12 protein-coding genes are annotated in these 14,106 nt (G+C 51.7%); 4 read left to right on the top strand and 8 right to left on the bottom strand.

Annotated elements, in window-relative coordinates:
• Nucleotides 1-80: 80 nt before the first annotated feature.
• From COO92_RS16550 to COO92_RS16540, 3 genes are all read right to left on the bottom strand, one after another.
• Nucleotides 81-1,055: an adenosine deaminase gene (locus tag COO92_RS16550; RefSeq protein ID WP_101303894.1), complete on the bottom strand. Its 975-nt coding sequence runs from the start codon at nt 1,053-1,055 to the stop codon at nt 81-83.
• A gap of 70 nt (nt 1,056-1,125) precedes the next feature.
• Nucleotides 1,126-2,901 (bottom strand): tetratricopeptide repeat-containing sulfotransferase family protein, encoded by a 1,776-nt coding sequence (locus tag COO92_RS16545; protein WP_101303892.1) that lies wholly within the window; start codon nt 2,899-2,901, stop codon nt 1,126-1,128.
• Between the two features lie 299 nt (nt 2,902-3,200).
• A complete protein-coding gene (locus COO92_RS16540; protein WP_101303891.1) occupies nt 3,201-4,061 on the bottom strand; it encodes a helix-turn-helix domain-containing protein in 861 nt (286 codons plus the stop codon).
• A 135-nt stretch (nt 4,062-4,196) separates the two neighbouring features.
• On the opposite strand from COO92_RS16540, the gene COO92_RS16535 reads away from it, so the two are divergent.
• Both COO92_RS16535 and COO92_RS16530 read left to right on the top strand, forming a co-directional pair.
• Nucleotides 4,197-5,786 carry an adenylate/guanylate cyclase domain-containing protein gene (locus tag COO92_RS16535; RefSeq protein ID WP_133125080.1) on the top strand — a complete coding sequence of 530 codons (1,590 nt, stop codon included), beginning with the start codon at nt 4,197-4,199 and terminating at the stop codon, nt 5,784-5,786.
• Between the two features lie 165 nt (nt 5,787-5,951).
• Nucleotides 5,952-7,022, top strand: coding sequence for an EAL domain-containing protein (locus COO92_RS16530; protein WP_101304024.1), 1,071 nt, complete (start codon nt 5,952-5,954; stop codon nt 7,020-7,022).
• Nucleotides 7,023-7,028: 6 nt separating this feature from the next.
• Here the strand turns inward: COO92_RS16530 and COO92_RS16525 are convergent, their stop codons facing one another.
• On the bottom strand, nt 7,029-7,637 hold the full coding sequence (locus COO92_RS16525) for a TetR/AcrR family transcriptional regulator (protein WP_276307571.1): 609 nt from the start codon (nt 7,635-7,637) through the stop codon (nt 7,029-7,031).
• A gap of 183 nt (nt 7,638-7,820) precedes the next feature.
• Between COO92_RS16525 and COO92_RS16520 the strand changes: the two genes are divergently transcribed.
• The gene (locus COO92_RS16520) at nt 7,821-8,654 is read left to right on the top strand and encodes an NAD(P)H-binding protein (RefSeq protein WP_101303884.1); all 834 of its coding nucleotides are present in this window, start codon (nt 7,821-7,823) and stop codon (nt 8,652-8,654) included.
• 84 nt (nt 8,655-8,738) lie between these two features.
• Here COO92_RS16520 and COO92_RS16515 read toward each other — a convergent pair whose 3' ends face one another.
• On the bottom strand, nt 8,739-10,775 hold the full coding sequence (locus COO92_RS16515; protein WP_101303882.1) for an NADH:flavin oxidoreductase: 2,037 nt from the start codon (nt 10,773-10,775) through the stop codon (nt 8,739-8,741).
• A 149-nt stretch (nt 10,776-10,924) separates the two neighbouring features.
• Between COO92_RS16515 and COO92_RS16510 the strand changes: the two genes are divergently transcribed.
• Nucleotides 10,925-11,551: a TetR/AcrR family transcriptional regulator gene (locus tag COO92_RS16510; RefSeq protein WP_101303880.1), complete on the top strand. Its 627-nt coding sequence runs from the start codon at nt 10,925-10,927 to the stop codon at nt 11,549-11,551.
• 27 nt (nt 11,552-11,578) lie between these two features.
• On the opposite strand, the gene COO92_RS16505 is transcribed toward COO92_RS16510, so the two are convergent.
• The 3 genes from COO92_RS16505 to COO92_RS16495 are packed head-to-tail and all read right to left on the bottom strand — an operon-like array spanning nt 11,579 to nt 14,083.
• On the bottom strand, nt 11,579-12,295 hold the full coding sequence (locus tag COO92_RS16505) for a GntR family transcriptional regulator (protein WP_101303878.1): 717 nt from the start codon (nt 12,293-12,295) through the stop codon (nt 11,579-11,581).
• A 55-nt stretch (nt 12,296-12,350) separates the two neighbouring features.
• Entirely contained in the window at nt 12,351-13,631 is a 1,281-nt protein-coding gene (locus tag COO92_RS16500) for a TRAP transporter large permease (protein WP_101303875.1), read from the bottom strand.
• On the bottom strand, nt 13,631-14,083 hold the full coding sequence (locus tag COO92_RS16495; RefSeq protein WP_101303873.1) for a TRAP transporter small permease: 453 nt from the start codon (nt 14,081-14,083) through the stop codon (nt 13,631-13,633). The genes COO92_RS16500 and COO92_RS16495 overlap by 1 nt, the downstream gene beginning before the upstream one ends.
• Between the last annotated feature and the right edge of the window lie 23 nt (nt 14,084-14,106).

The raw sequence follows: 14,106 nt of genomic DNA, 5'->3' as shown, positions 1-14,106 counted from the left end.
CATTTAAAAAGCGCCCTTCTGACAGGGCGCTTTTATTTAGGACAGAACTCACCTTGCTGTCATAGGCAGCAGAAACGTGGTCAAAGCTTTGCGATCAGCAAAGCTTTGGTATCGTCATCGACAAAGGCCGCTTCAAGGGCGGTTCGGGTAATGCCAAGAAGTTCCGCATCACTGAACCCGAAACCATCCTGCGCACACTGATATTCATCTGCCAAACTTGTGTGGAAGAACGGCGGATCGTCAGATCCCAGCGTCACCTTGACCCCGGCATCATAAAGTTTACGCAACGGATGCGCCGCAAAATCGGGATAAACCGAAAGTGCGATGTTTGATCCCGGGCACACCTCAAGAACGATGCCACGCTTAACAAGTGCCTCAACCAGTTTCGGGTCTTCGATTGAGCGTACACCATGCCCAATTCTGGTCACTGGCAGTTTATCAATCGCATCCCAAACACTCTGGGGACCTTGAACCTCGCCCGCATGAGTGGTGCAACCAAGACCGCCATCTGCCGCAACCTTGAATGCCGGGTAAAAGGTTTCTTGCGAAAACATGCTTTCATTACCCCCCATGCCAAAACCAACGACATAGGGGTGCCCGCATGCAACGGTGTCTTTGGCGACATCAACGGCAATGTCACCGCCAACATGGCGTACGCAGGTCATGATGATCCGGCCAATGATGCCACATTCCTTTTCTGCGCGGTCAATGCCATCAACAACCCCTTCAAGGTGATCATCAAACGAAATCCCGCATTCAGCCGCATGGGTTGGCGAGCAGAACAGCTCGACATAAAGCGCACCTGATTTGGCCTGCTCGGTCAGATAGAAATGCGTCAGATCGGCGTAATCTTGCTTCGTGCGGATCGCGGCACTTGCCTTATCAAAACTCTTGAGAAACTCGGGAAAATCCGACCAGATATACCGATCCTGATCATCATAAATCCCAGCAGGCAACGTAAGGCCATTTCGCATGGCAAAGGACCGTACAAGCGCAGGCGTCATCGCACCTTCAAGATGCAAGTGCAGCTCTGCTTTTGGGATTTGACGGGTCATTTGGGGGCTCCGGCATTTGCGATTTCTTGATCTTGCAAGAAACCTTTCTACCCCGAAAGCCCCAATGACGTCACGCCGCAAACGTTTTGCGGGTCGATTTCTTATCTGCTTTTTTATCAGGCACTGCGATGTCGGCAACCAGATCGGCAAGTGGCCCGATAAAGGGCTCAAACCGCTGCCACTTGCCAAGGGAGTCCTTATTAATCGGGCGACGCACCTGTATCATGCTTGCAGTTGTCGATGTCTTACCGTCGCGATAGAATTCAAGGCATTGCTCATGCCAATCCAATCCGCAGTGAGCGAGATAATCCTTGGCAACAGCTTCGGGGTTTGCGACCAGGTCTTCATAGCGCAGGTCATAAAGCATCCCGTGCTGATCGGTTTCAAAAAACACGTTCATTAGTGTGCTATAGCCACGATAGTAATCGGCTAAATCACCAAGATCATCAGCAAAGCGCATCGGCACAGCAAACGGCGTTGTATAGATAGAAAGACACGTCGCCAGAGGATGACGATGCGTGTGAATGATCGGCGCCTCCGGAAATATACGGCGGATCGCTTCTAATCGTAAAAAGTTAGCAGGTGTCTTGTTGGCAACAAATCGCGCATCCGAGGCATAGGCCTTCATCGCCACAATATAGCGTTTGCGAATTTCAGCGATGTTTTTCTTAGTCAACCGCGAAACCTGCTCAGCAATGGAGTAACGACCTACGACCTCAGTCAAAATCCGTGCAAGGTCGCCAATTTCGCCCGCGGCATAGACATCGGGGTGCGCCCCAAGAATCCGCTCGCACAGCGTGGTTCCCGATCTCGGCATGCCAACAATAAAGATCGGCATGGGCCCATCTTCTTTCTCTGCCGAGACGTCTTTGACATCGCCAAGATCGACGGTGACGTTATCGCGCGCTAATTCTGCGATACGCTTCATTTCATGAAACTCTGCGACCATGTCAATTGGTCGTGCTCTGCGGTTTGCATCATGTCCGGTTTGATACCAGTCGAATGCCGACTTCATATTGCCATCGGCCTCATCCATCCGCGCCAACGCGAATGACGCCTTATAAACCTGTCCCGCATCGTTTTGCGGGTTAATGGCAATCTCAGTCAGAACCTCGCGTGCGTTTTCCGGCATGGATTGCGGGCGCATAAATGAAATGATGATAAAAGGCTGCGCCCCTGCATCAGGAAAATCATGGATGATTGCAAGACTAGCTGAAACGGCTTTTTCAACTTCCCCAGCAATCGCATAACTGGACGCCAATAGTTCACGTAACGCCCTGTTTTGGGGTTGCTTTTGGGTGATACTTTCAAGTAATGGAAACGCTTTTTCATGCTCTTCTTGATACAGATAAATCCGCGCTAAAAGTGTTTGCATGTCTCGATAGCACGGGTCAGACGGTGCCGTGTTTTCCAGAAGTTCAATTGCCTGAGCCAGTTTTGGCGCATAACTGCGCCCCGGACTTAACTTGCATTGGTAACGGAAAATGACATCCGCAAGCATCAAGGCAAAAACGGAATGCTGCGGCGCGGCGCGATGGCGTTCTTCCAGCACCGACTCGACTGAACTAAAGTCATTTGTAATATAAGCATATTGCAGAAGATTCTGCGATATAGGCCCAAAAAAACGATCATTCGGAAGTAATGTGCGGAAGATACGTCGTAATCTCTTCCCGGCCTGCAGAGGGTTCTTTCCCTGCATCTCGCTCACAGCAGTCATGACCTGTATATCGGTCCGCTTTGGGTGCAGCCTTAGAATCCGGGCACCAATTTTGGCCGCCTTGTCAAACTCGGCGGCCGACATTGCCAATTTTAAATCCTGTGCAATGTCCGCTTTTACCTGCGTCATTTACGTGTCCTTGGTGCGTAAAATATTACAAACGCCCCCTCCCCAAGTACTCCCCGACTGTAAGTCATTTACATGACACTGCACAGCACAAATATATGTATTACTACGTATGGTCACGTAAATGTGAGTGAGCCATCATTTCATGCGACACGACAGGAGCACCGACGAAGATCATCAAACATCCAACGACGATGGTGCGCGTTACCTCCATTTTGCCAAAGACGACACGCAAAATTATGCTGAGCAGCGCCCTACCTACTGCAATCGATCCGACAAAGTTTTTTTTGATTTTTGTGTGGCTAGATGTCACCCAACTGATCGGGTAGTTGGCGGAGCATCCTGACTGGAGGATGTCCGAAGCGGCGTGAGAACGCGCGCGAGAACGCGCTTTGATCGGTAAACCCGACCTGTGATGCCACTACCCCGATTGAGGTCTGTTCATCAGAACCAAGCAATAATTGGCGTGCGGCAAACAAGCGTTGCTCGGTAAGCCAGCGCATCGGCGTTGTGCCAAGATATCGCTGAAAACTGACAAAGAAGCTGCTTTCCGACTGAACCGCAACAGCAGCCATATCCCCAACCGTAATCGGGTCGGCCATTCGCACGTCGGCCCAATCGAGAACGCGTTGCAAACGGGATGGCAAAACACCAGGCAACTCCCAATCATCAGCAGACGTCGTCAAAGCCGCCGACGTTCCCGACAAAATGCGCCGTAAACCGTCGCAAACAATCCCGTCTTCACCTGTTAGGTCATCAATCATGGCCCCGCAGTCGCCAACCCGGCTCGGCCGTCTGATATGATTCCCGTCGTGTATGGTTTTTGACAGAACATGAAACAGGTCGGAAATCACCGCCTGTCGCCCCGTCGCCATTTGAAGATAAGGTGATGCATTGGCGTTACGACGCCACAGCTTTTCAATACCAGTCCTCTGGGCAACAGCAATATCGACATCAAGCACAAGAAACCTGTTTAATCCCTCGGCTCGATAGGCATGCGTATCACCAGCGGGCACAAAGGCCATCTTTGTACCGCGCACCTGACCGCCACGACCTTCAATTTCCATTTCCAGAAGCCCAAGATCGGAAATGATAATCTGGTGAAAATCAGTGTGGTTGTGGCTTGCTGCCTCTGCCTGATACTGTCGAAGACTAAACTGCATGATTTTCCTATCTTCCCCGCATCATCATAAGTGCAGCAAGGCACCCTGCCAACCTGACTTTGACTGCATCTAATCGAGATCAAATGAACCTGATTGCCGTTCTGCTCGTATGAATTGAAAACAACAGGAAAATCCGTGACCCAGGATATGAGCAACATCGCACAAAGCATTTTGCGCCCGACAACAGCGAGCACCGATCAATCCGCATCGGCACCCTTTGTCGCGCGCTATGTCGTTGCGATGATTGGTATGGCAATTATTGATGTGTGTTTTTCTGGGGCGTATGTCCTGATTTCCGGAAACACATCCCTGATCTGGCGCGCAGCCCTTGTCAATATCGCCATTCTGGTCGGGTTAAATGCGATTGGTGCATGGTTTTTATTTCGCCCAATCAGCAAAATGATCGTCGGCTTGCACACTAACTCGTCTCAGCGCCTTAGCCCGGGATTGCGCAGGCTGCGGCAGCTTGCGCTTGCTTCATCCATCTGGGCGTTTTGTGTTGGGTTGATCTATTCTGTTGCAGCATTTGGACTTGGCATCTTCAATACCTATCCGGAACTTTCCGCACAGGTGCCAACCATCCTGAAAATCTATGGCAGCCTTTGGTTCAGCTTTGCCTATGCTGCCCATTTTGCGATTTACGCCTTCTTTGCCGCTGCCGCATGCAGCGAAACAATCAAGCACGATATCCATAAAAAATGGGGATTTAATTTCCGTCCCGGTCGCGCGCGAATTGGTCATCGGCTGGCGGTTGTTATCCTTGCCCTGACCTTGATTTCGTCAATGGCCATTCTTTTGGACCTGACAGTCTTTCGCGACATTCGTGCAACGCAGGGCCTAAGTGTCGAACAGGCCGTAATTTTGGACGTCATCGCGACCGAAACAGCCGCTGTTCTATGTCTGTATTTCATCAACCGCACCCTGACATCCCCCATCAGCCGCCTGACCGAGGCGGTCCGTGACATCGGCCAGGGCAAGATAGACACCCGCATTGCCGTCACCAGCGATGACGAAGCCGGAAAACTGGCCTTTGAATTTAACCGCATGGCCGAAGGCCTATCGGAAAAAGACCGTATGCGCCGGGCTTTTGAACGCTATGTCAGTCAGGATGTTGTCAATCTGGCAATGGAACGTGAACGCAACGATGACCCACGCGCATCGGGCGAGTTGCGTTATGCGACAGTAATGTTCACCGACATCAGCGGCTTTACCCGCATGGCAGAACAACTTGAACCGGCAGAAGTTATCTCGTTACTCAATGAATATTTTGATCTGGTGAATGCCCCGATCCGCGATCATGGCGGGGCAGTACTTAATTATGTTGGTGACGCGCTGCATGCTGCATTCAATGTGGTCCATGATGATCCTGATCACGCGGCAAATGCCGTGCGCGCGGCCATTGCCATGCAAAACCTTGGCCGTGAACATCTGTTTGCCGGACATCAAAAAATCGAAACCAGAATTGGCATTCATACCGGCCCTGTGGTTGCAGGACCGGTCGGATCACGTGACCGGGTCGATTTTACCATTCAGGGGGATGCTGCCAATCTGGCATCGCGGCTTGAGAATATGAACAAGGAAACTGGCACTGAAATCCTGATCAGTGAAACAACACGTGCGCTATGTCATAAGCTTGAAGACGCCGGTGTCGACTTTCGTGCACTTGGCACTTTTGACATCCGTGGTCGCCAACAAACCATCGATTTGTTTACCATCGATATTTGACCTGATGCGTCCCCTGATTTATCCCTTTAGAATTGAATTTTTCAATATGGGCTCCCGTGCTTTGGCGCGACAAGGCCCAAATGGCACTATTATAAGCCATTCAAATTGCCACCTAATCTCTTTTCGTTCAGTATGTTGGGCAAAGATGATACCGGGGAGGAACAAGTGACGTACTGCAATAAATGTGATTCCATTCCGGAAATCGCCCCGAAAGAAGGTCAGTTGTTTTTATGGCCACCGGTGTCACACATAACAGGCAAGATTCTTGCCTCGGCCAAGTCTATCGACGTTCCCGTTGAGAAGACGGCATCCGTTGCAACATTGACCATTAACTATTCCCGCCCGGGGTTGCGCGACCTTATTGATGCGATTTCAAAAGATCTTCTGCCCGAAGAAATGGCCGCAACCAAAGCATTGATCATGCCCCCCAAACAGTCCCCGGAAATCGATGACATTTCCCGGATCACAAGCCTGAATGCAATCAGGGCTGCGATTGGCGCAGAATGGCTGGGGGATGTTTTACGCGAAAGCCGCCTGAACTCCGCATTTCAGCCGATCTTCCCGATCAGCAATTTCACCGCCCCCTATGGACATGAATGCCTACTACGGGGTGTTGCAGCAGACGGCAGCGAAATTACACCCGGGCAACTGTTTGACGCCGCACAATCCGCGACACTTTTGTTCCAGCTTGACCGCGCCGCGCGTGCGGCAAACGTGCGCAATGCTCACAAGGCAGGCGTGACTGGCAATCTGTTTATCAATTTCACGCCGAGTTCGATTTACGATCCCGATTTCTGCCTGCGATCCACCATCGAGGTGGTCGAAGAATGCCAAATCGACCGCAGCAGCATTGTCTTTGAAGTCATTGAAACCGAAAAAGTCCGCAGCACGTCGCATCTTGGCCACATCCTGCGATCATATCGGGACTCAGGTTTCAGGGTCGCACTTGATGATGTTGGGTCAGGATATTCGACGCTCAACATGTTGCCGGATCTGCGTCCGGACATCATTAAAATTGACCGCGAGCTGATCGACCACGTTGATCATGACAACTACAAACAGGCCATTGTCAGCAAACTGATCGACCTTGCCAAACAGCTCGGCATCGAGGTTATTGCCGAAGGCATTGAACGACAGGAAGAACTCGACTTCCTGACAGAGCACAAGGTCGATTATGTGCAAGGCTTCCTGCTCGGACGCCCGGGACCAAAACCATTCACGACAGGCCGCGCATAACCGTTCCTACGACGCATCAAGCATTTCAGTGATTTCACGGCGCGTCATGCGCTTATAGCTGCCAACAATTTCGCGACCTTCTTCAACCGGAACGGAAATCGCCAATCTCATGGTGGCCTCCCCCATACTCATGATCAAAAGACACCGGGCCGAAATGGACGGGTCGGCAGTCTGCTCATTGCGCAACCGCGCGATTGTCCGGGCAAGGAACGCACCATTTTCCCGACTGACTTCAAGCTCCATATCACGCAGCGTCTTATCAGCCTGCGTACCCGTCCAGATGTCGCATATGACCGGTTCGGCAAGGAACAGTTCGAAATAGGTGTCGATCAGTTGATCAAAGGCCGCAATCAAGTTGTGCGCAGACGTGACCGCTGACAGGGCTTCTTCGATACAGTGGCGTGATTCATCGTTGTAGCGATCGGCCAGCGCATGAATGATCGCCGCCTTATCAGGAAAATACTGATACAGCGATCCGATGGAGACTCCCGCCTTTTCTGCGAGTTCCCCCATCTTCATCCCATCACTTCCCTGCAATGCAATCAGCTCGCACGCCACCTTAAGGATGTTTTGCACCCGCTCGCGACTTCTTTTTTGCGTGGGGGCACGGCGCATCTTTTTCGCGTTATCTGACAAATACTTACGTCCTGTTTTCATAAGCTTATCTAACTGTTTTTAGACAACAGCAACAGGCCGGTTCCCTGTCAACTCTCTTGACGAACAGAATACGAGGATTTATCACATTTAGCAAATGTGAGGATTTATCATATTTAAAACCCCAATGTCAGGAGCCCTAAAATGACAGTAAAAACCCGTTTTCTCGTGCTTGGCGCAACGGCCAAAACCGGCCGACGTGTCGCTGAACAACTGCAAAACCTTGGCCATTCGGTACGTGCTGTATCGCGCAGCACCACGCCATCGTTTGACTGGACGAAGCCCGACACATGGGATGATGTCTTACGCGACATTGACGCCGTTTATGTCACGTTTCAGCCTGATCTGGCTGTTCCCGGCTCGGATCAGATCATCGCTGATTTTGCAGCCCGCGCCCTAAGCCATGGTGCGAAACGACTTGTGATGTTGTCGGGCCGCGGGGAAGATGCTGCACAGGATGCGGAACGCACATTGCGAAATTCGGAGGCTGACTGGACCGTGCTTCGGGCCAATTGGTTCTTCCAGAACTTTAGCGAAGACCTGTTCCTGCCTTATCTTCAAAACGGCTTGCTTGCCCTGCCTGCCGGCGACATTCCCGAGCCGTTCGTTGATGCCGACGACATCGCCGAATGTGCGGTCACAGCCCTTCTTGACCCAACGTATATTGGCAAGACGTATGAGCTTTCAGGGCCTGATGCCCTGACCTTTGACGAAGCAACCGCCATCATCGCCAGTTCCGCCAACCGCGACATTGCCTTTGTTCCCATCACACTTGACCAGCTTGATTCTGGCCTTGAACAGGATGGCGTACCCGACGACGTCCGGCGTTTAATCCGCTATCTGTTTTCAGAAGTTCTGGACGGTCGGAACAAAACACCGACAGGCGACATTGAACAAATCCTTGGCCGCAAACCAAAACCCCTTCGGACATATGCCCATGAGGCTGCACAAACCGGCGTTTGGGGCACCCCGGACTAATCCTGACCTTGGATGCGTGCCGCAAACAATGTGCGGCACGCGCCAGTTCATTGGGTAATCGCACAACCGACCCGAGCCGACCGCTTAAATATCCTTCAGGAGCCTGAGGGCATCATAGATCGCCGCATGTGTATTGCGTGCAGATACCGCATCACCAATGCGGAACAACTGGAAATTTCCGTCCGCATTGCGCACAACTGACTGGGGCTTTCCGGCAATCAGTTGATCATGCGACATCTCGCCATGGTTTGAGGACGCCGATTTGAGTTCAAAGTAAAGATCATCAAGCGGAATGGTCCCATGATTGATCACCACCTGATCAACCGTGCGCCGTTTGGCAACGCCACCATAATCACTTCCGACATGGGCCGTCAGGTGATTGCCGTCTTTCTCAACCGCCGCCAGACGATATGTCACCGTAAACGTCACATCGAGTTTTTGCATGGAGCGCATGTAGGGAACAAGGTTCATCGCCATGACTTCCGGTGCGAATGAACGATCCGGGGTCATGATTTCGACCTTTGCACCAGACTGCGCGATAAGTTCGGCAGCCTGAAGTCCTGAATGATCGCCTGCGTCATCGAACACCAGAACATTGGTCCCCGGCTTGACGTCACCGGAAATAATATCCCACGAAGAAACCACCAGATCGTTGCCGCGTGACAGCACTTCGGTATCGGGCAAGCCGCCGGTTGCAATAATCACAACGTCGGGATTTTCGGCCTGAACGGTGTCAACTTCCGCCCATGTATTGAAGTGGAAGGTGACACCATGCTGCGCACACTGGTTCATGCGCCAGTCGATGATGCTGATCATTTCCTTACGGCGTTCGTTTTGCGCGGTTAATCGCACCTGCCCGCCCGGTTTGTCGGCGGCTTCAAAGACAACAACGTCATGTCCGCGTTCACCTGCAACCCGTGCCGCCTCCAACCCCGCGGGGCCGGTCCCGACAACCACAACCTTTTTGCGAATTTCCGCTTTTGAGATGATATGGGGCATGTCGAGTTCACGCCCGGTCGCCGCATTGTGAATACAATAGGCCGCCCCACCCTGATAAATACGGTCAAGGCAATAGTTCGCCCCAACACAGGGTCGAATTTCCTCTTCGCGTTTCTCAATGATTTTGCGCACAACATGCGGGTCGGTCATATGCGCACGGGTCATGCCAACCATATCGACCTTGCCCGAGGCAATCGCATGACGTGCGGTTGCGACATCGGGGATTTTCGCCCCATGGAAAGTCGGGAAGTTGGTCGCAGCACGAATTTCACCGGCAAAATCAAGATGCGGCGAATTTGCCATGCCCTGGATCGGGATCACATCGGTAAGGCCCGCATCGGTGTCAATATGTCCCCGAACGACATTGAGAAAATCAATCATTCCGCTGTCTTTCAGGCGCTTTGAGATCGACAGACCGTCTTCTTTTGTCAAGCCGCCCTCAAGGCACTCATCCCCGGAATAGCGCACACCGACGATAAAATCGGAACCGACCCGTTTGCGAATTTCAGTAAGAACGTCAAAGGTAAACTGCAACCTGTTATCGATGCCCCCGCCATATGGGCCATCAAGATCATTGGTCAGCGGCGACCAGAACTGATCCATCAAATGGCCGTAGGCCTGAAGCTCAATCCCATCCATGCCGCCCGCTTTCATCCGTTCGGCTGCATCTGCATAATCCTTAATGATCCGCTCGATGTCCCAGTCTTCCATCTTTTTGGGGAAGGCACGATGGGATGCTTCGCGGTTGTGCGATGGCGACACAACCGGCAACCAGAATTCTTTATCCCACCGCGTCCGACGGCCAAGATGGGTTAACTGGATCATCACCGCCGCACCGTGTTCGTGAATGGCGTCGGTCAAATCCTTCATCCACGGCACAACCTCGTCCTTATAGACAAGCAGGTTGTTGAAAACCGGTGGGCTGTCCTTTGATACCGCAGCAGACCCCGCTGTCATGGTCATCGCCACACCACCCTTTGCGCGTTCCACGTGATAAGCGCGGTAGCGTTCCTTTGGCATGCCATCCTCCGGATAGGCTGGCTCATGAGACGTCATCATAATCCGGTTGCGCAGGGTAAGATGCTTGAGCTGATAGGGCTGAAGAATGGGATCGTTGGACATGTGCGGGAACTCCGGTTTCGAACTCTCTCTTCTCAACCATATGGATAAATGTACACTTATGTCAATTTTAAGTTCATAGATGTATATTTATAGTACATTCATGTGTAGTTTGCTTGTTATGCACCCCGCAGTTTGCTATGGACTGAGCCATGGAAGAACAATCACAAAATGGTGGCTGGCGCGGTTCGCCCGACGTCTGGCTGAATGCGGCCTATGACGCATTGCTTGAAACCGGGGTGGACGGGGTTAAAATTCAACCCCTTGCCAAGCGGCTTAACCTGTCACGAACAAGTTTCTACTGGTTCTTCAAGGATCGGAAGGAACTGCTGGATGCCCTGATCACGCAGTGGCGTGCGAAAAACACCGGCAACCTCATCAAACAGACAGAGGCATTTGCCGAAACCGTGACAGAGGCGATGCTCAATGTCATTGATTGCTGGTTAAAGCCGGAACTGTTTGACGCCAAATTTGAATTTGCCATTCGGGGCTGGTCTGTTCGATCCCCGGCATTGCTCAGGGAAATACAGTCTGCCGACGAACAACGCCTTGATGCGCTTAAACAAATGTTTATGCGCTTTGGCCAGAACGAGCGTCTGGCCGATACCCGTGCAAGAACCACATATCTGGTGCAAATCGGCTATATCTCGATGCAGACGGACGAAGACCTTGCGGTACGCCTGCAGCGCATTCCCGAGTATGTCGAAGTCTTTACCGGTCAACCGCCCGCGCAACGAGAACTCGATCGCTTTCTTGCCCGAAATCAACATCCGGCCTAACGATAAACGATGAAAGACAAAGGATGGTTAGGAAAACAGATCCTTGTTTTCGTCGATTATCTGGGGCAAGCGTTCCATTGTTCCTGAGAGGTGCTGACGCATCTGCGTGGTCGCCTCATAACCATCACCTGATTGGATGGCGGCAATAACGGCCTTATGGCCTTCGAGAACCGAAAACATTTTTCCCGCACGTGGCAAATCAAGGGTCCGAACCCTTTCAAGATGCCCACTGCGCGCGGTAATCTGCAAATGCAGGTTGGACTGATTGACGCCATTAAAAAGTGCCGCGTGGAAGCTTTCATCGAGCTGTTTGAACAGATCAATCTGTTCAATATCGCCGACCAGTGCTTCTTGCATTTTGACAATGCCCTTGGCCTTGATAACCGCAGCTGTTTCCGGTGCTTCAGCCAATTGACGAACCGCTTCACATTCTGCGGCCACCCGCAGGAAATGCTCTTCGCGAATGCGCGCAACATCAATCTTGGTCACAACTGTTCGTGACTGCGGATAGGACACAACCAATCCGTCCTGTTCAAGCCGCATGATCGCTTCACGCACGGGCGACTGGCTGACACTAAAACTGTCAGCCAGCTCCGCACGCACAAGCGTCGTTTCAGGCAGAAGCGTCAAAGAAACAATCTGTCTTCTGATTTCTTCATATACCAAGGCAGAGGCAGGTACATGAGCGTTGGTTTTAATCCCGCCGCCCTGCACCGCAATCAATCCACCAGTAGAAGTCTTCATGTTCGATATATCTCCTTGGCAATTCTTCTGGTGCCTGAATTTCTCAGGTCATCGATTACATCAATGTATTGGGCAAGATCAACGTCAAGCTTGGTATTGCAGCCATCAAAATGAAGAATATTCCCATGGCGATGAAAAACGGGATCGACGCGCGGCTATAGGCGCCAGTCTTGACATCAAGAATGCCACAGACCGTAAACATGATGACCCCGACAGGCGGTGTCAGCCCGCCAAAATTGATCAACGTGACAATCAGAATGCCCATGTGCACAGGATCATAACCAGCACTGATCAGCACCGGCATGACAATCGGTGTAACCAGAAGAATATTGGCTGCCCCCTCGAGAAACATGCCGCTGACCACCAGAACCGCGACCACCAGCATCAATATCATCGTCGGGTTTTCCGTCAGCGTCGTGACAAATTCGGTGATTTGTTGTGGGGCACGTTCGATGGTCATGGCATAGCCAAGAACAGCAGCCATAATGATCAGCAACATGACCATTCCCAGATCGGAAATTGAGCTTGTCACAGCTTCACGGAACTTCTTGAAATCAAGTTCACGATAAATGAACAACCCGACGCCAAGCGCATAGAAGACAAGGAAAGCACCGGCTTCGGTCGCGGTAAAAATGCCAAAGCGGAACCCGACAATCAGAATAACCGGGAATGCCAAGGCCCAGACACTTTCAGAAAAGCTCGACACCAATTCCTTACCACTTGGAACGGTTGGAAGGTCGGGCTTGTATCCGTTTTTGCGCGCAACCAGCCAAGTTGTGATCATTAAAACGATTGTCAGGAAAATACCGGGTACAACCCCGGCAAGGAACAGGCGACCAATAGAGACCTCGTTGACAAAGCCAAACAGGATCAAACCGATGCTCGGTGGAATGGTTGCGGTAATCACCGAACCAAAGGCCAAAACAGCGGCCGTCATCGCCTTGGAATACCCCTGCTTGATCATGCTGGGGCCCAAAAGGCGTGCCTCCATCGAGGCATCCGCAACAGCCGAACCGGAAATACCGCCCATCATGAAGCTCAGCACAATGGAAACCTGCGCCAAACCACCCGCCATCCAGCCGGTTAGCAATCGGGCAAATTTAACCAGGCGATAGGTAATGCCCGTCACGTTCATCAGGTTGCCGGCAAAGATAAAGAAGGGCACAGCCAAAAGCGGAAAACTTTGTGTTGCCGTCACCATTTTCTGAATAACCACCGTCGGTGGCATGGCGCCGCTTACAACAAAAACCGGAATAGATGCGAGCCCAAGCGCAAACGCCACAGGCATGCCGATAATGAGGAAAACCGTGAATAGAACCGCGATCAAGATCAACATCAGTTTGCCTCCCTGCGTCGCATACGTCGGATAAGTTGCGATACCATGGTGCGGATCATCAAAAGGATGCCAACGACCATCGACGCATGAATGTAGGAAGCATTGATCTGGGCCGCACCAACAAGACGCGGATGCATCAAAACCATGTTGCCCCAAGCGTAATAAAGAAGAAACGCAAGGAAACCGATGATCACAACGATGTTGAAAATCTCGATCAGATCGGCAGTACGCGCAGAAACAACTTCCCTTACGATTTGAAGCCCGAAATGCCGGTCTTCCTGCATGGCGATATCTGCTGCCAACATGCACAGCCACGCAAAAATCAGCTGAGCCATTTCGACCGACCAGATAATCGGCGTTCCCATTGCCCTTGAAACGGATGCGACGGCAACAAGTAACACAACGGTGACAAGCAGCATTCCGCCAAAGGCAAACTCAATTCGCTTGAGCATGTATTCTATTCCATCTTGAAATT

Origin of the sequence: Thalassospira lohafexi (assembly GCF_002844275.1) — a bacterium.
GTDB classification, from domain to species: Bacteria; Pseudomonadota; Alphaproteobacteria; order Rhodospirillales; family Thalassospiraceae; genus Thalassospira; species Thalassospira lohafexi.
Note: the sequence above shows the minus strand (reverse complement) of the source record. Positions and strands in the feature narration are given on the sequence as shown.